This is a genomic window from Ferdinandcohnia sp. QZ13 (genome assembly GCF_031324165.1).
In the GTDB taxonomy this organism is placed as follows: Bacteria; Bacillota; Bacilli; order Bacillales; family Bacillaceae_L; genus Ferdinandcohnia.
Genome location: NZ_JAVIVW010000015.1, coordinates 673,658 through 694,597, shown reverse-complemented (window position 1 = coordinate 694,597; position 20,940 = coordinate 673,658). Strand labels below are relative to the sequence as shown.

Below are 20,940 nucleotides of genomic sequence, written 5' to 3'. Positions count from 1 at the left end.
TGCTATTGAAAAAAGTAGAAAGAGTTGCTAAAGTTATACATTATAAATGTATAAATATAAAAGAGTATGAATTATTATTCGAAAGGGAGATATATATGAGCAAAAAGAAAGTTGTTTTAGCCTATTCAGGTGGTCTTGATACAAGTGTTGCTGTTAAATGGTTACAGGAGCAAGGTTATGATGTCGTAGCTTGTTGTTTAGATGTGGGTGAAGGGAAGGACTTAGGCTTTATTAAAGAAAAAGCAATTACAGTCGGTGCTGTATCTTCATACGTCATTGATGCAAAGGAAGAATTTGCAAATGAATTTGCGCTTGCAGCTTTACAAGCACATACACTTTACGAAGGAAAATATCCGTTAGTATCAGCATTATCTCGTCCGCTAATCGCGAAAAAGCTGGTTGAAGTTGCGCAAGAAGAAAATGCAGTTGCAGTTGCACATGGTTGTACTGGAAAAGGAAATGACCAAGTTCGTTTTGAAGTTTCAATTAAGGCATTAAATCCAGACCTTGAAGTTTTAGCACCAGTTCGTGAATGGAGCTGGTCACGTGAAGAGGAAATCGAATATGCGAAACAACATAATATTCCGATTCCAATTAACTTAGATAGCCCATTTTCAATTGACCAAAACCTTTGGGGACGCAGTAATGAGTGTGGAATTTTAGAAGATCCGTGGGCTGCTCCACCAGAAGAAGCATATGAATTAACAGTGTCTCTCGAAGAATCGCCAAACACACCTGACATTATTGAAATTGGTTTTGAACAAGGTGTACCAAAAACAATCAATGGTCAGCAATACCCATTATCAGAACTAATTCTTGAATTAAACCAAATTGCTGGAAAACACGGGGTTGGTCGTATCGACCATGTGGAAAACCGTCTTGTCGGGATTAAATCCCGTGAAGTATATGAGTGCCCGGGTGCAATGACATTAATTACTGCACATAAGGAACTCGAAGATCTTACCCTTGTAAAAGAAGTAGCACATTTCAAACCAGTTATTGAGCAAAAGCTAACTGAATTAATTTACAACGGACTATGGTTCTCACCACTAAAGGATGCATTACTAGGTTTCTTAAAAGAAACACAAAAAAATGTAAATGGAACAGTTCGTGTAAAACTTTTTAAAGGTCATGCAATTGTTGAAGGACGTAAATCTGATAATTCCTTGTACGATGAAAAGCTTGCGACATATACTTCAGATGATGAATTCGATCATAATGCTGCGGTTGGTTTCATTTCATTATGGGGCTTACCAACAAAGGTGAATAGTATCGTAAATAATAGCAAGAAGGTAGAAGTATGAAAAAGCTTTGGGGAGGAAGATTCACCAAAAGTGCGGAAGGATGGGTAGATGAGTTCGGTGCATCTATCTCCTTCGATCAGGAACTGGTGAAGGAAGATATTGAAGGAAGCATTGCCCATGTTACCATGCTAGGTAAATGCGGAATACTTTCAACGGAAGAAACAGAAACCATTAAGTCAGGGTTACTTACCTTATTAGTAAAAGCTAAAAATGGTGAATTGGAATATTCTGTTGCAAATGAAGATATTCATTTAAATATTGAAAAAATGCTTATTGACGAGATTGGGCAGGTCGGTGGCAAACTTCATACAGGGCGAAGTAGAAATGACCAGGTTGCAACAGATATGCATTTATACTTACGACAACAAGTCAATGATATCATTGAGGTCGTTGAAGAACTTCAGGGCGCAATCGTGCAACAAGCAGAACAACATGTTGAAACAATAGCACCCGGATATACACATTTACAGAGGGCACAGCCGATTTCATTTGCCCATCATTTGTTGGCCTATTATTGGATGCTTGAACGCGATAAAGAACGTTTAGTGGACTCGTTAAAAAGAATCAATATGTCTCCATTAGGAGCGGGAGCCTTAGCAGGAACTACTTTTCCTATTGACCGTTACTACACTGCAGAGCTATTAGGCTTTGAAAAAATCTATGAAAATAGTATCGATGCCGTGAGTAATCGAGATTTTATCGTTGAGTTTTTAAGCAATAGTTCAATGATTATGATGCACCTTTCACGTTTTTGCGAAGAGTTAATTCTATGGTCTTCTCAGGAATTTAATTTTATTGAGATGGATGATACTTTTGCAACGGGAAGCAGCATTATGCCGCAAAAGAAAAACCCCGATATGGCAGAACTGATCCGTGGTAAAACAGGAAGGGTTTATGGAAATCTTTTTGGCTTATTAACTGTCCTTAAAGGAACACCACTAGCGTATAACAAAGATATGCAAGAGGACAAAGAAGGCATGTTTGATACTGTGAAGACGGTAAAAGGATCCTTGAAGATTTTTGCTGGAATGGTGTCAACTATGAAGGTGAAAAAAGAAGTGATGGCAACAGCTGTTAAAAAGGATTTCTCAAATGCCACAGAGCTTGCGGATTACTTAGCTTCAAAGGGACTACCGTTTAGAGAAGCTCATGAAGTGGTTGGGAAGTTAGTGTTAACTTGTATTGAACGTGGCGTCTTCTTAGGAGATTTACCGCTTGAAGTGTTCAAAGAGTCATCTGCACTCTTTGAAGAAGACATTTATGAAGTGTTATTACCTGCAACTGCTGTAGCGCGTCGTAAGAGTGCAGGAGGAACAGGATTTGATGAAGTATACAAGGTTTTACAAAAAATAAAACAAACAAAAAAATCGTGATTGTTCACGATTTTTTTGTTATATCTTAAGGCTCATTTCTAAAAGATTTTTGCTTTTATAACATAGGGTATTTTCCGCTCCTGGTACTCGCTTTCCGCAGGCGATCCGCAAGGCTCCTCAGGCCTACACGATGTAGGTCACGAAGCCGTTGCCACAGGACGTGGCGCTCTTAGGCTTCGAACATTATTTGGTCTCACTTGGCTCGCTATTCCCGTAGGACGTTGAGTTTGCTTCCTTGAATCTACACCGCACGAAGAAAATGCTAGTATTTTCGAGGGTCTCGTACCATCCACTTAAATCTCAGGAAGGTCAATTATTACTATTTTAATTGGCACAATCTTATCCAAAAACAACAAAGTTTGCAAGTCAGCCCATCCTAAAGATCCTTTTCTGTTCGAACAACCATGACATCACATTTTGCATAACGTGTAATGTTTTCAGAAACACTGCCTAATAGGAACCTTTCGACTGCGTTAAGACCAGTCGCACCACAAATGATTAAATCAACTTGATGCTTTGGAGCAATTTCCTTTGCAATTTTTATTTTAGGAGATCCATATTCTAATATTGTGTCTATATCTTCAATACCTGCTTCTTCCGCCATTTGCTCATACCGTTTCAGCAATTCTTTTCCGAATTTTTCAGATTCCTCTGTTAGGTTTAGCTGGTATGCACCGATTGTTGCAAATTGTTTTAAGTCAATCACATGAGTAATAATCAACTCTGAATGGTACCGCTTACAAACATCGATTGCTTTTTTAAAAGCCCATTCAGCTTCCTTTGAACCATCAACAGCAACAAGGACTTTTTTATAGGAAACTAGCATTTAAATGCCCCCCCTAAATATAGATATAGTCTATCTACTATTATTATAGCACTGCATATCATTTAGAAAGGAAAATAAATTGTATAAAAATTGAACTTTTCGATGGATTATCAGAAAGAAAAAGACAGTTGTGTAAGTGTTTTCAAAATTGTTATAATAGGATTTGTAATTTTAAGGAAAATGGATTGTTGACCATAATTAGAGGAGTGTTTTTACATGCGTATTGGTGTACCTCGGGAGATAAAAAATAACGAAAACCGCGTTGCAATGACGCCGGCTGGTGTTGTAAGTCTTGTAAACTACGGCCATGAAGTCTATATAGAAACCAACGCTGGAGCAGGATCTGGTTTTACAGATCAACAATATGCCGATGCAGGGGCAATGATAGTGAATACACCAAGTGAAGCATGGCGGGCGGAAATGGTCATGAAGGTAAAAGAACCACTGCCAGAGGAGTTTCAATATTTCCGTGACAATTTACTCTTATTTACGTATTTACATTTAGCTGCAGAGCCTGAATTAACAAAGGCTCTTGTTAAGAAAAAAGTAATTGGACTTGCTTATGAGACAGTACAGTTACCAAATGGTTCCCTTCCATTACTAACACCAATGAGTGAGGTTGCGGGAAGGATGGCAACGCAAATCGGCGCCCAATTTTTAGAGAAGCCACATGGTGGCAAAGGTATTTTACTAGCTGGAGTACCTGGAGTACATCGTGGTAATGTGACGATCATCGGTGGTGGAGTTGCAGGTACGAATGCTGCTAAGATGGCAGTGGGTCTTGGAGCACAGGTAACGGTTATCGATTTAAATCCAGACCGTCTCCGCCAGCTTGATGACATTTTTGGCGCAGATGTAACAACACTTATGTCAAACCCACTTACTATTGCAGAAGCTGTGAAGGAATCCGATCTTGTAATCGGAGCAGTACTCATTCCGGGAGCAAAGGCTCCAAAACTTGTAACGGAAGAAATGATTAAATCAATGGCACCAGGTTCTGTAGTCGTAGATATTGCAATAGACCAAGGTGGGATTTTTGAAACCACGGACAAAATTACAACACATGATAATCCAACCTATATCAAACATGATGTTGTCCACTATGCCGTTGCGAACATGCCTGGAGCAGTACCACGCACTTCAACTTTTGCATTAACAAATGTAACTGTTCCGTATGCACTGATGATCGCGAATAAAGGATTCAAGAAAGCTTGTTTGGAAAATGATGCTTTGTTCCAAGGAATCAATACACTAGATGGATATGTAACCTACAAAGCGGTTGCAGAAGCACACGGAACCTCCTATTCAGATGAAAAAACACTTTTTGAAAATAGATAAAAACTCTGAGGGTACCTTTTTAGGTATCCTTTTCCAGTTTCGCCAGTATCTAATCATTGTCACCATTCTTTATGCATAAAAATAAGATAAAGAAAAGTATGTAGTGAGTCATACGTCTACTAAAGGAGTAAAGGAGTGCACAAGTATGGGTTCATCCGTTTTTTATAATGGATCATTAGCACCCTATGTTCACCGACCAACGTCTTCCGAAACAGAAAATCTGAATCAATCGACCTATTATTCGAATTTTGTATCTGAACATATAAAGTTACAGGAAAAATACAATGAAACCATTAAAGAATATATAAAAAGCAATGAAGAATTAATTAAGAAGTTAGCGGAGGAACAAAAGGGATTTCAACATCAATTTTTTGATCATGAACAGAAGCAAAGGATGAAGGAGGAAAAGCTCTCAAAGAATATGAGCGAACAGAAAAATTTATTGGAGGTATTTGTTGGCTTTATGAAGAAACAGGAAAAATACAATGAAACAGCAGCTAAGCAGCAAGTGGACCATAAAGACCAGCTTGAGATTTTAGGACGCATTGTTCAAAATCAAGAAGTCTTTAACAAAAAAGTCTCTGAGAATATGAATCTCGTGAAGGATCAATTTGACCAAATCATCGCTGCCTTAAAAAACCATGAGGTGAAAAACGAAACAATTTCAAAACGATTTGAAGAAAAAGATGAGAAAGATCTGGAAATCGTAAATACCATCTCGGAACAAAAGGAATTGTTTTTTAAGGTGTTAAATGGGTTGCAGGATAATAAAGAGCAATATAATATTTTATTTGATTATGTGCGTAATCAGGATAATTTTAACCATAAGCTGTTTGAATACCTTTGTTCAAAATTTGAAGAGGAAGAGAATGCATTTAATTAAAAGGACCCCAATGGGTCCTTTCAGAGTGTAGACAAAGTCATTACTGACTTTGTCTACACGTTTTTTACAGGATATCTAGATGTAAATTACTCTCCCCAGACTGTCTTGAAAACGCTTGTCAGACAAGGCACGCAGCCGATCGAAGACGCGAATAGAAGTTGCCTTCATGAGCGGACGAGAGAGGCAAGCAACGAAGTATGCGAGCGTTTGTCAACAGTCTGAAAAGGACCCCAAGGGGTCCTTTCATATTTATTTCGTAATGAGTTCTTTTGGGAAATTAGTTAATGTTTTAGCACCATCAGTGGTGATGATCATATCATCTTCAATCCGGACACCACCGATTTCTGGAACATAAATTCCTGGTTCAATGGTAAATACCATTCCTTTTTGTAAAAGCATATCATTTGTTTCATTCATGGATGGGAATTCATGAACATCAATTCCAAGCCCGTGACCTATTCGATGTGTGAAATATTCCCCATATCCAGCATTTGAAATAATGGAACGTGCTGCCACGTCGATATCTCCTACTCTTGTTCCTGGTTGACATGCATCAACAGCTGCTAATTGAGCTTTTAATACGGTGTTATAAACCTCACGTTGTTGATCTGAAATCTCACCAACAGCAACCGTTCTGGTAATGTCTGAACAATATCCATCTAGAACTACACCTAAATCAAATAGGACAAAATCCCCTTTTTTGATCGTTTCAAGACCAGGTTTCCCGTGTGGTGCAGCTGTTTTTAGACCTGTTAATACCATGGTATCAAAGGACATTTGACGGATTCCTTTTTTCTTTAATTCAAATTCGATTGTTGCTAACACATCTAGTTCTGTTTTTCCTTCAGCAATGGCTTCTACCCCAACTTCTACTCCATAATCAGCAAGCTTAGCTGCTTCTTGGAGAATAGATACCTCTTGTTCTTCTTTAATCATACGTAACGTATGTAATTTTTCTTCAGCAGATACAAATGAGGTGGAAGGGAATAATTTTTGAATCTGCTCAAATCGCTCAACGGTTAAATGCTCTTTTTCAAGGGCCAATGTGGATACATTTACATTTCGTTTTGAGAGAGAATTTTGGATTAGCTCCCATGGATTATCTGTATCACTAAATCCGATGATTTCATATTGCCAGCCTGCATTACGTGCTTGAGCAAGTTCCATATTAGGACAAATTAAAATAGGCTCTTCATCTTGAAAGACAAATAAACCAAGAAGTCTTTCATGTGGGTCTGTATAAAAATTTGTTAAGTAAAATACATTTGGAGTAGACGTAATGAAACTACACGTAATGTCTTTTTCCTTTAACCAACTAGATAACTGTTGTAATCGTTGATTCATATGTAACACATCCTTTTGAATAATAAAGAACACTGTTCAATTTTAGCACTTTGTTGGTTAAAGAGAAAGGAGGAGAACTTCATAGTAAAAATAATTCAGGGTTTGTTTTAATTAGGAAAAGGGTATAAAAAAAGAGGGAAAGTACGCATGAAAAAAGAAGTAATATAATATGGTTTCTACATACAATTCTGGAAGGAGAGATCCATATGAAGGTATCGTATCATGGACATTCTGTCGTAAAAATTGAAACGAGTGGTAAGACAATCATAATTGACCCGTTTATTACAGGTAACCCACATACAGACTTAAACTCAGCGGAAGAAAAAGTCGATGTCATTTTACTCACACATGGACATGGAGATCATGTTGGGGACACTGTAGACCTTGCTAAGCGTAACTCAAGCTTGGTGGTTGCACCAAATGAACTTGCTGTTTATTTAGGATGGCAGGGATTGAAGGTGCATCCAATGCATATTGGTGGTGCGCACCAATTTGATTTCGGGAAGGTGAAGTATACTCTGGCCTTTCACGGTTCAAGCGTAGAAATTCCTGAGAAGAAGGAGTTTGTATATACAGGTATGCCAGGAGGCATCTTGTTTACGGCTGAAGGAAAGACCATTTATCATGCAGGAGACACTGCATTGTTTTATGACATGAAGTTAATTGGCGAACTTAACGACATTGATGTTGCCTTCTTGCCAATAGGGGATAATTTTACAATGGGACCAGATGATGCTTTAATCGCAGCGGAGTGGTTAAAAGCAAAAACAATTGTTCCAATTCACTATAATACTTTCCCGGTTATTCAGCAGGATGCCAATGATTTTGTCTCAAGACTTACCTCAAGTGAAGGAAAAGTTTTATCAGCAGGAGATTCAATTGAATTATAGAGCGAAATAAAGGCGTGAGGATCAGTCTTTTTTCTATGCTTGCCTCATAGAATAATACAAGCATAGGTAAAGGAGGAAATGGTATGCATAATAGATTATTACTATGTTTACTGCTTTGTGGTGTTTTACTATACTATGGGGTACCACGTTTATCAATAGGTGCAGAAGGCTTAGAAGGTATTTTTGCGATTTCGTGGCTCGTTTTTGCTTTGATTGTAGTCAGTGGAAATCTAATTGGTTTATTGTATAATCCTAAAACTTCTCAAAAAATGGCAAATCCACAAGGTGCGTCAGCAAAACGTCGACAAAGAATGCGGAATTACTAACATCAATCAGCCTAAGCTGATTGATGTTAGTAATTAGCCTCCGGCGGATGCCACGATTTTTCAAAAGAAGATTTTCAGGAGTAAGATCAAAGACTAACAACGCCACATCCTGTGGCAACGTCTTTGTGACCCACCTCGTGTGCCTAAAATCGGGCGCAAATACGCTGAGGCGTATTTGATTTCTATATAAAATTGAATAAAGCGTGCTTCACCCGTATAATAAAGATAAGAAAATAACGGAAATAGATAAAAGAATGATTATTAGAGGGTGAAGAGCTTGGCGACAAAGCATGAGCAAATATTACAGTATATTGACACACTTCCGATTGGTGAGAAAATTTCAGTTCGACAAATTGCCAAGGATATGAAGGTGAGCGAGGGGACGGCTTACCGTGCAATCAAGGATGCAGAAAATAAGGGATATGTTAGCACGATCGAACGTGTAGGGACAATTCGAATTGAACGAAAGAAGAAGGAAAACATTGAAAAACTCACCTTCGCTGAAGTTGTGAACATTGTCGATGGACAAGTGCTTGGGGGAAAAGCGGGTCTTCACAAAACATTAAATAAATTTGTCATCGGTGCTATGAAGCTTGAGGCAATGATGCGTTATACGGGTGCTGGAAACCTATTGATTGTTGGTAACCGTACAAAGGCACATGAATATGCGTTAAATGCAGGTGCTGCTGTACTGATTACAGGTGGCTTTGACACGGATGAACAAGTAAAAAAACTTGCTGATGAACTACAGCTACCTATTATCTCCAGTAGCTATGATACCTTTACGGTTGCTACAATGATTAATCGTGCCATTTATGATCAGCTCATAAAAAAAGAGATTGTATTAGTTGAGGATATTTTAACACCGGAAACTGAGACGGTTAGTCTTCACCTTTCGGATAAAGTTGAGAAATGGTATGAACACAATACTGAAACAGGGCACGGACGCTATCCTGTAATTGATAACCAATCAAAGGTAGTTGGTATGGTGACTGCAAAGGACATCATGGGACAGGACCCACAAATGCCAATTGAAAAAGTGATGACAAAAAACCCAATGACGGTGAATGGAAAAACATCTGTTGCATCTGTCTCACATATGATGGTATGGGAAGGAATTGAAATGCTACCGGTCGTCAATCAGTCAAATCGATTGCAAGGAATCATTAGTCGTCAGGATGTATTAAAAGCCCTTCAGATGATAGGTCGTCAACCACAGGTAGGGGAAACAATTGATGATATTGTCACAAATCAACTCGTGGATATTTCTGCTGATGGAGAGTCTATTTATCAATGTGAAGTTACTCCACAAATGACAAATTACTTGGGGACCATTTCCTACGGTGTGTTTACAACAATTGTCACAGAGGCTGCCAATAGGGTACTTAAATCCTTTAAAAAAGGTGACCTTGTTATTGAAAATATGACGGTTTATTTTATGAAGCCTGTTCAAATTGATAGTATGATGGAAATTCATCCTCGAGTTTTAGAGGTTGGTAGACGATTTGGTAAAGTCGATGTTGAAGTTTTCAATGGTGGAGTCGTTGTTGGAAAGGCAATGATGATGGCACAATTAATTGAAAGATAGATTGTTTATTTAGGTTCAAACTTTGATGTTATTGAGCAAAATTGATTTCCACTGTAGGTGGACGCTTTCAGCGGGCGTGGCTTGAGCCTCCTCGTCGCTAATCGCTCCTGTGGGGTCTCAAGTCTCACGCTTTTCCCGCAGGACTTTGGATTTCTTCCTTGAAATAACCCACGCACGAAGAAAATGTGAATGCATTTTCGAGGAGTCGCCACCTTCCGCTTCAATCAAAATGGTTTTGTTTTATCCAATAGCAACAATCTTTTAAGAAATTTTATGTAAGGAAAAAAAAGAGACGCTAAGGCGTCCTTTTTCTTTCTTACTGTTGTTCTGCTTCTTTTATCACTAATGGTTGATAATGCTTATAGGCACGGAATCCTGCCCATGTGCTTCCGCCACCAACAATGATAAGGATGGTACCAATTACATATGAGATTGTAGAAGGATGAACAAAGTAAGCATTTAAACCGAAAAAGGCAACAAATAGTCCGAGTGCCATACTCGACTTCGCAGAAAGCCATTGTTTTTCAACTGGACGTCTTGTGCGAAAGTATTTTGTCTTATAATAAAAATAAAACATAAGTGCAAATATGATGAAAAAAACAAGTATCTTCATAAAGCTTCCTCCAATTCTAGATTGCTATTCCTATTGTAACTAGAACGAATCTAAAATGCTAGTGAATAGAATGTGGAAACTTCGTGAAGAAAAGAGAGAACAAAATGGTATTCAATAAGGAGAGTTGAAATGATTCAAGAGATTCTAAAAGCAATAAGAGAATTTGAGACAATTATCATTCATCGCCATGTAAGGCCGGATCCGGATGCTTATGGGTCACAATGTGGTTTAGCTGAAATCTTGACAGCTTCCTATCCGACTAAAAACGTTTTTGTCGTTGGCGAGGATGAACCCTCATTACTCTTTCTAAAAGAAATGGATAAGATATCTGATGAAACCTATAAAGACGCTCTAGTGATTGTTTGTGATACTGCAAATCAGGGGCGGATTTCAGATCAGCGCTACAAACAAGGCAGAAAGCTAATTAAAATTGATCATCATCCAAATGAAGACCCATATGGAGACCTTCTATGGGTTGATACAAATGCAAGCTCCTGCAGTGAATTGATTTATGAGCTCTACCTCCAAGGGGAAAATCAGGGTTTTACACTTTCACAGGAGGCTGCGAAACTTCTATTTGCTGGAATGGTCGGAGACACCGGTCGATTTTTATTTCCAAATACAAATCCAAAAACATTTACATATGCAGGAGAATTACTTGAATATGGCTTTGATTTTCCATTAGTTTACGAAAATTTGTATAAAATAAAGGAACAAGTCGCTCGTCTAAGTGGGTATGTTTATCAGAATTACAAGGTTACTGAAGATGGTGTGGGCTGGATGACAATTACAAATGATATTTTGAAAAAATACAATGTAACACCTGATGAAGCATCGCAGCTTGTAAGTAATTTAGGAAATATCGAAAATCTCAAGACGTGGGTGTTTTTCGTAGAGGAAAAGGATCAAATTCGTGTTCGCTTACGCTCAAAAGGACCGGTAATAAACGAGGTTGCCAAAAAGTACAATGGTGGTGGGCATCCCCTCGCATCAGGAGCTACCATCTATTCATGGGATGAGGTAGAACAGGTTATTGCTGATTTGCAGGAGGTTTGCAGACTAAAAAAATAAAGCCGCTCCATTTGCATGCGACTTTTCTTTTAGTTTTCTACCTTTATGGGGATGAACCAAGAGCCTAAATCCGTTACCTCTTCAAGAACATTAAGGTTTAGTGCTTGTATTTCTTTCTTTAGCGCATTGATGACATCTGGGGATTCTGCGTAAGCGGAGTACCCATTTTTTAAATGTGTCATTTTCTCATTTAAAAGTTTTCTGCGGTTAATATACATATTTTCCCTCCTTGTGCGTTTTAATTACATTTTATTTCATTTCTGCTCAAAAATGCTACATATTTTTAAAATTTTCCAAAAATTTTAATGTGTCTGTAACAAAATGTTCACTTGATAACGAATAAAAGCCTCCTAAAATGGAGGCTTCGTTTAAAGATAAGAAAGTATAAAATTTTTTACGTAGTTTTCGTTGCTAGCTCCAGGCGCCATTGGCTCTCTGGTCATAAGCCTATCGCTCGGGAGGCAAGAAGCGCCTTCTGTCAGCGCTTTTCTTATTTAACTAGTTCGATATAGAGTGTGATTTCGAGTGTAGTATCAAAAAAGACGGTGTGAATTTTGAGTCTATATTTTTTATCGTCCAGTTCATAAACACTATTTTCAATTGTCCTAAAAAGAAGCTCTTTGTTTTGGGATACAGTTTGAATATCCTGTCCAATTAAGGTGTTAAGATCCTCAATGACAGCGGTTTTCATATGATGAAGATTGAGTGAACTAATATCAAACTTCTTTTTATTTACAAAATCCACCTTAAAGTCTTGAATTTTGAGTTTGTTTTTGTTATCTTCGTTTAATTTTTTCACATCTTCAATAAGAATATCCTTACTTTTTTTTAGCTCTTTAATTTCATCTTCCTGTTGTGTAATCTTTCGAATCTGATTATCCTGCAACACCCCAAACTGAAACAAAAAGATGAACCAACTTAATAGTGCGCCGATTACAATACCAGCAAAAAATCGTTGCCATCCCGGTTTTTGATGATAAGGCGGGACTCTCATTAGGTGATATGCTCCTGTGTGAACCACTCAATAATTCTCCACCCGAACTGAGCTCCTCCCATTGCTGAGACAATTAGGAGAAATTGCTTAAAGACATCTTTTGTTTGTCCAAGAAAAATCCCCTTTTCAAAGCTATAAAAGGTATCGAAAGTCCCACCAATTGCAGCAACAAGTGCCCAAATTTTTAACTTGCTTGCCACCGAATAGATTTCAGATAAAGGTGCTTGACCTGACATAAAGGCACCGAGCCCCCCGATTAACGATCCACCTAAAAGAACCCCGAGCGCAATAAAAAAGCTATGAATAAATGCAGGCATAAAAGCATCTTTTATTTCCATTTGGACACCCTCTTTTTGTTATTGATATTTTTATAATGATTTAATACATGTATATGGACAAACCGTACAAACTATGAGTTTTGTTTTGCTTGTTTCATAAATAGGACTATAATTGAAGTATTCAATAGAACGAATCAAGAAAGAGGTGGGATTTCATTGCCTTTTGTTCATCTACAGGTTCAAAGCGCCTACAGCCTTTTATCGAGTGCTGCAAAAATAGAAGCATTGGTTGAAAAAGCGAGCAACCTTGGGCTTAAAGCATTGGCGTTAACCGATGAAAATGTAATGTATGGTGCAATAGCTTTTTATAAAGAATGCAGGAAGCGTGGAATCAGGCCAATCATAGGAATGACTGCCTCCGTGTTGTCGGAGGATGAGCACATTGCTTATCCTGTAGTATTACTCGCGAAAAACAACAAAGGATATCAAAATCTATTAAAAATTAGTAGTGCTATCCAGACCAAATCAAAAGAAGGAATCCCAAGAAGATGGTTATCCCAATATCGCGAGGGGTTAATTGGTATATCGCCTGGTCTTAAAGGGGACATTGAGCAAAGTTTAAAGAATGGAAATTACGAGGAAGCTATAAAGCGGTCTATTTCTTATAAGAATATTTTTGAACAAGAGAACTTTTATTTATCTGTGCAGGACCATGGCTTGCGAGAAAATGTGGAAATCAACAAAAACCTTTTCGCAATAAGTAAAGAACTAAAAATACCATTGGTTGCTACAAATAACGTTCAATACATAGAGCAAGAAGATTCATTTGCTCACGAATGCTTATTATCGATTAAAAATGGAACTAAGCTTGCAGATGATGATCGAGCCGTTCTACCAAGCAAGGAATATTATTTAAAATCTCCTTCACAAATGACCGAGCTTTTTTCTGACACTCCAGAGGTTCTTGAAAATACAATACACATTGCTGGACAGTGTCATGTTGAAATAGAATTTGGTAAATTTGCACTACCTAAATACCCGGTTCCGGCTCAAGAATCGGCAGAGGACTATCTATCGCGAATCTGTCTTAACGGACTGAAAGAAAGGTATCAAAATCCTTCTGATGAACAATTTGAAAGACTCGAATATGAGCTTCAAGTCATCAAAAATATGAATTTTAGTGATTATTTTTTAATTGTTTGGGATTTTATGAAGTATGCTCATGAAAATGGTATTGTGACGGGACCAGGGAGGGGGTCAGCAGCCGGCTCATTAGTCGCATATGTTCTTTATATTACGGATGTTGATCCATTAGAACACCAGCTATTATTTGAACGATTCTTAAACCCCGAAAGAATATCCATGCCAGATATTGATATTGACTTTCCTGATAACCGACGAGATGAAATGATTGAATATGTATCGAAAAAATACGGAAGCCTTCATGTCGCGCAAATCATTACGTTTGGAACATTGGCTGCAAGAGCTGCACTTCGGGATGTTGGAAGAGTAATGGGAATTTCTCCTAAGGAAGCGGATTTTCTTGCCAAACAAGTTCCTAGTAAGCTTGGAATAACCCTACAACAAGCGTATGAAGAATCCCAAGGGTTACGGGATTATATTCAAAACATTGAAATCGGGCGTAAAATCTTTGAAACAGCTAAAAAAATTGAAGGCCTGCCAAGACACACTTCTACACATGCTGCTGGGGTTGTTATCAGTGAGCAACCGTTGACTGATTTAATCGCTATTCAAGAGGGGCATAATGACGTATATTTGACACAATTTCCGATGGATATACTTGAGGAAATAGGCCTCTTAAAAATGGACTTTCTTGGGCTACGAAATTTGACACTAATCGATAATATCAGGTCAATGATCAAGCGCGGGACTGGAAAGAGTATTGACCTATCGACTATTCCATTAGATGATCCGAAAACATTTGCGTTGTTAAGTAAGGGAGATACAACGGGAGTTTTTCAGCTAGAGTCAAGCGGAATGAGGAGTGTTTTAGCGCGACTACAGCCGAATGCCCTGGAAGACATCGTGGCTGTAAATGCATTGTACAGACCTGGTCCTATGGAAAACATCCCATTGTATATTGCACGTAAACATGGAAAAGAAGCAGTCGAATACCCACACTCCGACTTAAAACCAATCCTACAAATGACATATGGCGTTATTGTGTATCAGGAACAAATCATGCAGATTGCCTCAAAAATGGCTGGATTTAGTTTAGGTGAGGCTGATCTTTTAAGGAGAGCTGTAAGTAAAAAGAAGAAAGAGGTTCTTGATAAGGAGCGGGAGCATTTTATACAAGGCAGTTTAAAGAAAGGCTATACAGAAATAACAGCAAATGAAATTTATGATTTAATTGTTAGATTTGCTAATTATGGTTTTAACCGAAGCCATGCTGTTGCCTACAGTATGATTGCATATCAGCTAGCTTATTTAAAAGCCAACTATCCACTCTATTTTATGGCTGCATTACTTACGAGTGTCATTGGGAATGATGACAAGTTAGGACAATATATTCGTGAATCAAAACAAAAGGGGATTACCGTTCTACCGCCTTCAATTAATAGAAGCTATTATCCATTTATTGTTGAGAAACAGGCGATTCGATTGAGTTTGGCAGGGATAAAAAGCGTAGGAGTTGCCGCGTTAAAAGATATTATTGAAACTCGCAAGGCTAAGCCATTTTCAGACCTGTTTGATTTCTGTGTGAGGACTTCGATGAGAAGCATAAACCGTCGAACCATAGAAGCGTTAATTTGTTCTGGAGCCTTTGATGAATTTGGGGAACATCGGGCCACTCTGTTAGCTACTTTAGATGTGGCAATCGAACATGCAGAACTCGTTCGACCAAAGGATGATGAAAATCAGTTTGAGATGTCTTTTGATGACGATTTTGGACTTAAACCAAAATATGTTGAAGTTGAACCTTTTAAGGAAATGGAAAAACTCCGTTTTGAAAAAGAAGCACTTGGTTTTTATTTATCAAGTCATCCTATTTCAGCCTATGCGACATATTTAAAGAAAAACAGAGCAATCGCGATTTCGGATGCTTCCCGCTATCTACATCAAAACGTTGTGATAGGTGGATTCATCACAAAAGAGAGGACGATACGCACAAAAAAAGGTGAAGTAATGGCCTTTTTGACAATAAGTGATGAAACAGGTGAATTAGAAGGTGTTGCCTTTCCAAGAACGTATACTCAGTCAGGAAAGCTTTTAAAAAATGAGGCGTTATTATTATTAAAAGGGAAGATTGAAAATCGGAATAATCAACTACAGCTAATCATCAATCAAACCGAGGCTTTACCTGAACAAGGCGATATACCCGAAGAAGAAAAGAAACTGTTTATAAGGATGGAAAAAAGTCACCAAGTAGATCAAGTTTTTATCAATTTAAAAGAACTGTTAAGAGAATATCCAGGGGAAACACCTGTTGTTTTATATTACGAGGAATCCCAAAAAACAATTCAACTTCAACATGAACTTTGGATCAGCCCTAATCCAAAATTTTTAACCGAAGTTACGAAATTAATGGGGCCAAAAAATGTGGTGTTCCAATAACAAACTCTTTACAGGAATAGCATATATGTTATATTGTAATAGAAAAGCGAAGTGGTCATACCACTGATCATTCGTGTAAAAGGAAATTCTAATTTACTAGTTTTCATGAAAAAAGTTGGACATGTTTTAACTGCTTTTATGACTTTAACTGGTGCCAATATTTATGGCTGCCAAGTTTTCTTTATAACAAGGAGTGAAAAAAAGGAAATGACTCTAAGAGAAGAAGCTCTACATATTCATCAAATTCATAAGGGAAAGCTTGAATCAAAATCAAAAATTCCAGTAAGAAATGCAAAGGATTTAAGTTTAGCCTACTCACCAGGTGTAGCTGAACCATGTAAGGCTATTTACGATGATAAGTCCAAAGTGTATGAATACACAATGAAGGGGAATATGGTAGCTGTTGTTTCTGACGGGACAGCAGTCCTTGGCTTAGGAAACATTGGTCCAGAAGCTGCACTTCCGGTAATGGAAGGAAAGGCTGTATTGTTTAAGAGCTTTGCAGGTGTAGATGCATTTCCAATTTGTTTGAATACAACAGATGTTGACAAGATTGTGGAAACTGTAAAATTATTAGAGCCAACTTTTGGTGGAGTCAACTTAGAGGATATCGCTGCTCCAAATTGCTTTGTCATTGAGGAGCGTCTTAAAAAAGAGGCCAATATTCCGGTTTTTCATGATGATCAACACGGTACCGCGATTGTTACAGTAGCAGGACTAGTGAATGCATTAAAGCTTGTTGGAAAGAAAATGTCAGAAATAAAAGTGGTTGCAAACGGAGCAGGTGCTGCAGGTATTGCTATTATTAAGCTTTTATACCGCTATGGTGTTCGTGACATTATTATGTGCGACTCTAGAGGTGCGATTTATGAGGGACGTACCTTTGGTATGAATGATGTAAAAGCAGAAGTAGCAAAATATACAAATCGTAATCGCGTTGAAGGCTCTCTTGCAGATGCCCTCCAGGATGCGGATGTCTTTATAGGAGTGTCTGTTGAAGGTGCTTTAACAGCAGATATGGTTAAAACGATGAATCAAGACCCAATTATCTTTGCTATGGCAAATCCTAATCCTGAAATCATGCCAGATGTAGCGTTAGAAGCAGGTGCTAAGGTTGTTGGAACAGGAAGATCTGATTTTCCAAACCAAGTAAACAATGTACTTGCATTCCCAGGGATTTTTAGAGGGGCTTTAGATGCTAGAGCGACACATATAAATGAACAAATGAAAATTGCAGCTGTTGAAGCAATTGCATCATTGATAACTTCCGAGGAGCTTCGACCTGAGTACGTCATCCCTGCACCATTTGATCCGCGTGTTGCTCCCGCAGTTGCAGCAAGTGTTGCAAAGGCAGCAATGGAAACAGGGGTAGCAAGAATCACTGTAAATCCGGAAGAAGTTGCGGAGAAGACAAGAAGTTTAGCCATAATTGAATAATTGAATGGATGATATAAAATGACATCCCAAAGTTCGAAGGTTTATATTGAAATTGTGAAACAAATTAGGTCCATCATTCAAGATGATGGACTTTCCACTGGGGATAAAATCCCTTCCGAACGAGAGCTTTCTGACCGTCTTAATGTGGGGCGTTCCTCTGTAAGAGAAGCCTTAAGGTCGCTAGAATTATTAGGACTAATTGAGACAAGAAGGGGTGAAGGTACCTTCTTAAAGGATTTCGGGGATCACCAGTTGATTCATTTACTGGGTACCTTTATTATCCAAGGAGATAAAACAAAAGACGATCTCCTCGAAACGAAACAAACTCTCGAAAAATCCTGTATTGAATTAGCGTGTCATCAAATAAACGATCAAACGATTACAGAATTAAAAAGGACCATATGGGATGTTGAAGATCCCGAGGAATACCTTTTTAAAACAATTGCCGAAGCGACAGGTAATCGACTTTTACTCCGCATTTGGGTCGTTATTAATGAATATGTGAAGTTCATTTATGAGGAACAGACACATGAAATAAACAAAGAAGGTTTTGATGAGTTAGTTGACGCACTAAGTAAAAGAGATGTGGAAAAAGCTTTATCTGCCTACGAAAAAATCACTTTGTAGGAATTTGTCGTGCTTTTATTGACATATTCCTACAAAAAATAAAGAAGACATTCAGTAAAGTATAAGTACATGCTTTTTTGGCAACGAAGGAAGATAGAGATTTTCCTTTTTTTCGTTACTCAACTTTTTGTCTTAAAATTAGGCTCTTTTCTAAAAGATTGTTGCTTTTGGATAAAACAAAAATATTGATTGAAGCGGAAGGTGGCGACTCCTCGAAAATGCATTCACATTTTCTTCGTGCGTGGGTTATTTCAAGGAAGAAATCCAAAGTCCTTCGGGAAAAGCGTGAGACTTGAGACCCCACAGGAGCGAACAGTAGAACGAAGCATAAAAACGCCACGTCCTGTGGCAACGGCTTCGTGTCCTACATCGTGTATGCCTGAGGAGGCTCAAGCCACGCCCGCGGAAAACGTCACCTACAGCTGAAATCAATTGTGGTAAAAACAACAATGTTTGCGAAAATAGCCTAAAATCATAATCACTAAGGCGATAAATTTCAACGAAGAAGCCATTTCTATTGAAATGTGTGAGGAGGTTTATTTTGTTAAAAGACTTTTTTGTAAAGAAGAAAAAATATGCTTCAATCCCTTCAGAGCAGGCAAGACAAGATGTTCCAGAAGGAATTATGAGCAAATGTCCAAACTGTAAAAAAATCATGTATACAAAGGAACTATTGAAAAACGATAAGGTTTGTATGAACTGTGGCTATCATTATCAAATGACAGCTTATGAAAGAGTCGAGAGCTTACTTGATGAAGGATCTTTCGTTGAGTTCAATCATGATATGGTATCTGAAAATCCACTTGGATTTCCAGACTATCTGGAAAAGCTAAAGAAGGATCAAGTTAAAACAGGAATCAATGAAGCCGTTGTTACTGGTGAAGGTACAATTGAAGGTAATCGAGTTATTTTAGCAATTATGGATTCAAGTTTCCGAATGGGAAGTATGGGTTCTGTTGTTGGTGAAAAGATTACGAGAGCGATTGAAAAGGCAATGGAAGAAAAAGTTCCATTTCTGATTTTCACAGCTTCAGGTGGAGCAAGAATGCAAGAAGGTGTACTTAGTTTAATGCAAATGGCTAAAACGAGTTCGGCCTTAAAGCTCTTTAGTGATCAAGGTGGGCTGATTATTTCAATTATGACTCACCCAACAACAGGTGGTGTATCTGCAAGCTTTGCTTCCTTAGGAGATTTTAATTTTGCAGAGCCAGGTGCGTTAATAGGTTTTGCTGGAAGAAGGATTATTGAGCAAACCATCCGCGAAGAACTTCCAGATGATTTCCAAACAGCTGAGTTTTTATTAAAACATGGTCAATTGGATGCAGTTATCCACCGTCATGAATTAAAAAATACATTGGCAAATATTGTAGACATTCATATGAACGGGGGTGCGGTGAATTGGTAGGAGAACTAGAATTTGAGAAGCCAGTTGTGGAATTGAAAAAGAAGATTGCTGAGTTAAAAGAATTTACAAGTGATTCAAATGTGGATCTATCTGATGAAATTTCTAAACTTGAATCAAGACTTCAAAAACTAGAAAATGATATCTATACTCATTTAAAACCATGGGACCGTGTGCAAATCGCGCGTCATCCCGAGAGACCAACAACCCTTGATTATATTGAACGTATTTTTACAAACTTTTTCGAATGTCATGGTGATCGATTTTACGGTGACGATGCTGCCATTGTCGGTGGCGTGGCTAAATACCATGGATTAGCAGTAACCGTTATTGGCCATCAACGTGGTAAGGACACGAAAGAAAATATTAAAAGAAACTTTGGTATGCCGCATCCTGAAGGATATCGGAAAGCACTTCGTTTAATGAAACAGGCTGAAAAATTTCGACGTCCAATTATTTGTTTCATTGATACGAAGGGGGCATATCCAGGTAAAGCAGCAGAAGAACGTGGACAAAGTGAGGCGATTGCCAAAAATCTTTTTGAAATGGCAAGCTTAACTGTTCCTGTTATTTGTATCGTTATTGGAGAAGGTGGAAGTGGCGGAGCTCTTGCATTAGGTGTTGGAAATCACATCCATATGCTTGAAAACTCTACGTATTCTGTTATTTCTCCCGAAGGTGCAGCTGCATTGCTTTGGAAAGACGCTGGACTTGCGAAAAAAGCTGCAGAGTCTATGAAGATTACTGCGCCAGACTTAAAAGAACTAGGAATTGTAGATGAAATTATTCCTGAAATTAGAGGCGGTGCTCATAAAGATGTTGCAGAGCAAGCAGCTTCCATTGATACAGTTCTATTAAAATCATTAAAAGAATTGCGTAAATTAAATAACGATGAGTTAATTCAGCACCGCTATCAAAAATACAAAAAGATCGGCCAATTTAAAATAGCTGAAGAAGAGTATATCGGAGTTCAGTAAAAAAGTAGACGTGCATCTAACACAAAGTGTAGGGCACGTTTTACTTTGTTTTATTTTCAAAAAAATGAAAATCTTTTTTGTATATATGAT

General features: G+C 38.1%; 19 protein-coding genes. 13 read left to right on the top strand and 6 right to left on the bottom strand.

Going from position 1 to position 20,940, the window contains the following annotated elements; genetic code table 11:
- The first annotated feature begins 95 nt into the window (after positions 1 to 95).
- On the top strand, positions 96 to 1,304 hold the full coding sequence (locus RGU12_RS17100; RefSeq protein WP_116351759.1) for an argininosuccinate synthase: 1,209 nt from the start codon (positions 96 to 98) through the stop codon (positions 1,302 to 1,304).
- Positions 1,301 to 2,677 carry an argininosuccinate lyase gene (gene argH, locus RGU12_RS17095; RefSeq protein WP_309537131.1) on the top strand — a complete coding sequence of 459 codons (1,377 nt, stop codon included), beginning with the start codon at positions 1,301 to 1,303 and terminating at the stop codon, positions 2,675 to 2,677. Before RGU12_RS17100 ends, argH begins: the two co-directional genes overlap by 4 nt.
- 376 nt (positions 2,678 to 3,053) lie before the next feature.
- Here argH and RGU12_RS17090 read toward each other — a convergent pair whose 3' ends face one another.
- Entirely contained in the window at positions 3,054 to 3,503 is a 450-nt protein-coding gene (locus tag RGU12_RS17090) for a universal stress protein (RefSeq protein WP_116351757.1), read from the bottom strand.
- A 216-nt stretch (positions 3,504 to 3,719) separates the two neighbouring features.
- Between RGU12_RS17090 and ald the strand changes: the two genes are divergently transcribed.
- The gene (gene ald / locus RGU12_RS17085; protein ID WP_309537130.1) at positions 3,720 to 4,841 is read left to right on the top strand and encodes an alanine dehydrogenase; all 1,122 of its coding nucleotides are present in this window, start codon (positions 3,720 to 3,722) and stop codon (positions 4,839 to 4,841) included.
- A 145-nt stretch (positions 4,842 to 4,986) separates the two neighbouring features.
- Positions 4,987 to 5,724 (top strand): hypothetical protein, encoded by a 738-nt coding sequence (locus RGU12_RS17080; protein WP_309537129.1) that lies wholly within the window; start codon positions 4,987 to 4,989, stop codon positions 5,722 to 5,724.
- Between the two features lie 249 nt (positions 5,725 to 5,973).
- On the opposite strand, the gene RGU12_RS17075 is transcribed toward RGU12_RS17080, so the two are convergent.
- Complete coding sequence (locus RGU12_RS17075) at positions 5,974 to 7,068, bottom strand: M24 family metallopeptidase (RefSeq protein ID WP_309537128.1); 1,095 nt, start codon at positions 7,066 to 7,068, stop codon at positions 5,974 to 5,976.
- 206 nt (positions 7,069 to 7,274) lie between these two features.
- Between RGU12_RS17075 and RGU12_RS17070 the strand changes: the two genes are divergently transcribed.
- The 3 genes from RGU12_RS17070 (at position 7,275) to RGU12_RS17060 (ending at position 9,872) form a co-directional block, all read left to right on the top strand.
- The gene (locus RGU12_RS17070) at positions 7,275 to 7,958 is read left to right on the top strand and encodes a metal-dependent hydrolase (RefSeq protein WP_309537127.1); all 684 of its coding nucleotides are present in this window, start codon (positions 7,275 to 7,277) and stop codon (positions 7,956 to 7,958) included.
- A gap of 83 nt (positions 7,959 to 8,041) precedes the next feature.
- Positions 8,042 to 8,284, top strand: coding sequence for a hypothetical protein (locus RGU12_RS17065; protein ID WP_309537126.1), 243 nt, complete (start codon positions 8,042 to 8,044; stop codon positions 8,282 to 8,284).
- A gap of 277 nt (positions 8,285 to 8,561) precedes the next feature.
- Positions 8,562 to 9,872, top strand: a complete 1,311-nt coding sequence (locus RGU12_RS17060; RefSeq protein WP_309537125.1) for a DRTGG domain-containing protein — start codon at positions 8,562 to 8,564, stop codon at positions 9,870 to 9,872.
- A 316-nt stretch (positions 9,873 to 10,188) separates the two neighbouring features.
- On the opposite strand, the gene RGU12_RS17055 is transcribed toward RGU12_RS17060, so the two are convergent.
- Positions 10,189 to 10,485 (bottom strand): YtpI family protein, encoded by a 297-nt coding sequence (locus tag RGU12_RS17055; protein WP_309537124.1) that lies wholly within the window; start codon positions 10,483 to 10,485, stop codon positions 10,189 to 10,191.
- Positions 10,486 to 10,614: 129 nt separating this feature from the next.
- On the opposite strand from RGU12_RS17055, the gene RGU12_RS17050 reads away from it, so the two are divergent.
- The gene (locus RGU12_RS17050; protein WP_309537122.1) at positions 10,615 to 11,556 is read left to right on the top strand and encodes a DHH family phosphoesterase; all 942 of its coding nucleotides are present in this window, start codon (positions 10,615 to 10,617) and stop codon (positions 11,554 to 11,556) included.
- Positions 11,557 to 11,585: 29 nt separating this feature from the next.
- Here RGU12_RS17050 and RGU12_RS17045 read toward each other — a convergent pair whose 3' ends face one another.
- From RGU12_RS17045 to ytrH, 3 genes are all read right to left on the bottom strand, one after another.
- The gene (locus RGU12_RS17045) at positions 11,586 to 11,774 is read right to left on the bottom strand and encodes a YtzJ family protein (RefSeq protein WP_309537121.1); all 189 of its coding nucleotides are present in this window, start codon (positions 11,772 to 11,774) and stop codon (positions 11,586 to 11,588) included.
- A 272-nt stretch (positions 11,775 to 12,046) separates the two neighbouring features.
- A complete protein-coding gene (ytrI, locus tag RGU12_RS17040; RefSeq protein ID WP_309537120.1) occupies positions 12,047 to 12,550 on the bottom strand; it encodes a sporulation membrane protein YtrI in 504 nt (167 codons plus the stop codon).
- A complete protein-coding gene (ytrH, locus tag RGU12_RS17035) occupies positions 12,550 to 12,888 on the bottom strand; it encodes a sporulation membrane protein YtrH (protein ID WP_116351746.1) in 339 nt (112 codons plus the stop codon). The genes ytrI and ytrH overlap by 1 nt, the downstream gene beginning before the upstream one ends.
- Before the next feature lie 156 nt (positions 12,889 to 13,044).
- Here ytrH and RGU12_RS17030 point away from each other — a divergent pair, with 156 nt between their 5' ends.
- The 5 genes from RGU12_RS17030 to accA all read left to right on the top strand — a co-directional run bounded on the left by RGU12_RS17030 (position 13,045) and on the right by accA (position 20,850).
- Positions 13,045 to 16,407 carry a DNA polymerase III subunit alpha gene (locus RGU12_RS17030; protein WP_309537119.1) on the top strand — a complete coding sequence of 1,121 codons (3,363 nt, stop codon included), beginning with the start codon at positions 13,045 to 13,047 and terminating at the stop codon, positions 16,405 to 16,407.
- Positions 16,408 to 16,614: 207 nt separating this feature from the next.
- On the top strand, positions 16,615 to 17,844 hold the full coding sequence (gene ystJ, locus RGU12_RS17025; protein WP_309537118.1) for an NADP-dependent malic enzyme: 1,230 nt from the start codon (positions 16,615 to 16,617) through the stop codon (positions 17,842 to 17,844).
- 18 nt (positions 17,845 to 17,862) lie between these two features.
- The gene (locus RGU12_RS17020) at positions 17,863 to 18,471 is read left to right on the top strand and encodes a FadR/GntR family transcriptional regulator (protein ID WP_309537117.1); all 609 of its coding nucleotides are present in this window, start codon (positions 17,863 to 17,865) and stop codon (positions 18,469 to 18,471) included.
- A 541-nt stretch (positions 18,472 to 19,012) separates the two neighbouring features.
- Complete coding sequence (accD, locus tag RGU12_RS17015; protein ID WP_309537116.1) at positions 19,013 to 19,876, top strand: acetyl-CoA carboxylase, carboxyltransferase subunit beta; 864 nt, start codon at positions 19,013 to 19,015, stop codon at positions 19,874 to 19,876.
- Positions 19,870 to 20,850: an acetyl-CoA carboxylase carboxyl transferase subunit alpha gene (accA, locus tag RGU12_RS17010; protein ID WP_116351741.1), complete on the top strand. Its 981-nt coding sequence runs from the start codon at positions 19,870 to 19,872 to the stop codon at positions 20,848 to 20,850. Before accD ends, accA begins: the two co-directional genes overlap by 7 nt.
- Positions 20,851 to 20,940: the final 90 nt, after the last annotated feature.

Excerpts from the sequence above, each read along its gene's own strand:
- RGU12_RS17100 (WP_116351759.1), top strand. The coding sequence starts at position 96 with ATGAGCAAAAAGAAAGTTGTTTTAGCCTATTCAGGTGGTCTTGATACA.
- argH (WP_309537131.1), top strand. The coding sequence starts at position 1,301 with ATGAAAAAGCTTTGGGGAGGAAGATTCACCAAAAGTGCGGAAGGATGG.
- RGU12_RS17090 (WP_116351757.1), bottom strand. The coding sequence starts at position 3,503 with ATGCTAGTTTCCTATAAAAAAGTCCTTGTTGCTGTTGATGGTTCAAAG.
- ald (WP_309537130.1), top strand. The coding sequence starts at position 3,720 with ATGCGTATTGGTGTACCTCGGGAGATAAAAAATAACGAAAACCGCGTT.
- RGU12_RS17080 (WP_309537129.1), top strand. The coding sequence starts at position 4,987 with ATGGGTTCATCCGTTTTTTATAATGGATCATTAGCACCCTATGTTCAC.
- RGU12_RS17075 (WP_309537128.1), bottom strand. The coding sequence starts at position 7,068 with ATGAATCAACGATTACAACAGTTATCTAGTTGGTTAAAGGAAAAAGAC.
- RGU12_RS17070 (WP_309537127.1), top strand. The coding sequence starts at position 7,275 with ATGAAGGTATCGTATCATGGACATTCTGTCGTAAAAATTGAAACGAGT.
- RGU12_RS17065 (WP_309537126.1), top strand. The coding sequence starts at position 8,042 with ATGCATAATAGATTATTACTATGTTTACTGCTTTGTGGTGTTTTACTA.
- RGU12_RS17055 (WP_309537124.1), bottom strand. The coding sequence starts at position 10,485 with ATGAAGATACTTGTTTTTTTCATCATATTTGCACTTATGTTTTATTTT.
- RGU12_RS17050 (WP_309537122.1), top strand. The coding sequence starts at position 10,615 with ATGATTCAAGAGATTCTAAAAGCAATAAGAGAATTTGAGACAATTATC.
- RGU12_RS17045 (WP_309537121.1), bottom strand. The coding sequence starts at position 11,774 with ATGTATATTAACCGCAGAAAACTTTTAAATGAGAAAATGACACATTTA.
- ytrI (WP_309537120.1), bottom strand. The coding sequence starts at position 12,550 with ATGAGAGTCCCGCCTTATCATCAAAAACCGGGATGGCAACGATTTTTT.
- ytrH (WP_116351746.1), bottom strand. The coding sequence starts at position 12,888 with ATGGAAATAAAAGATGCTTTTATGCCTGCATTTATTCATAGCTTTTTT.
- ystJ (WP_309537118.1), top strand. The coding sequence starts at position 16,615 with ATGACTCTAAGAGAAGAAGCTCTACATATTCATCAAATTCATAAGGGA.
- RGU12_RS17020 (WP_309537117.1), top strand. The coding sequence starts at position 17,863 with ATGACATCCCAAAGTTCGAAGGTTTATATTGAAATTGTGAAACAAATT.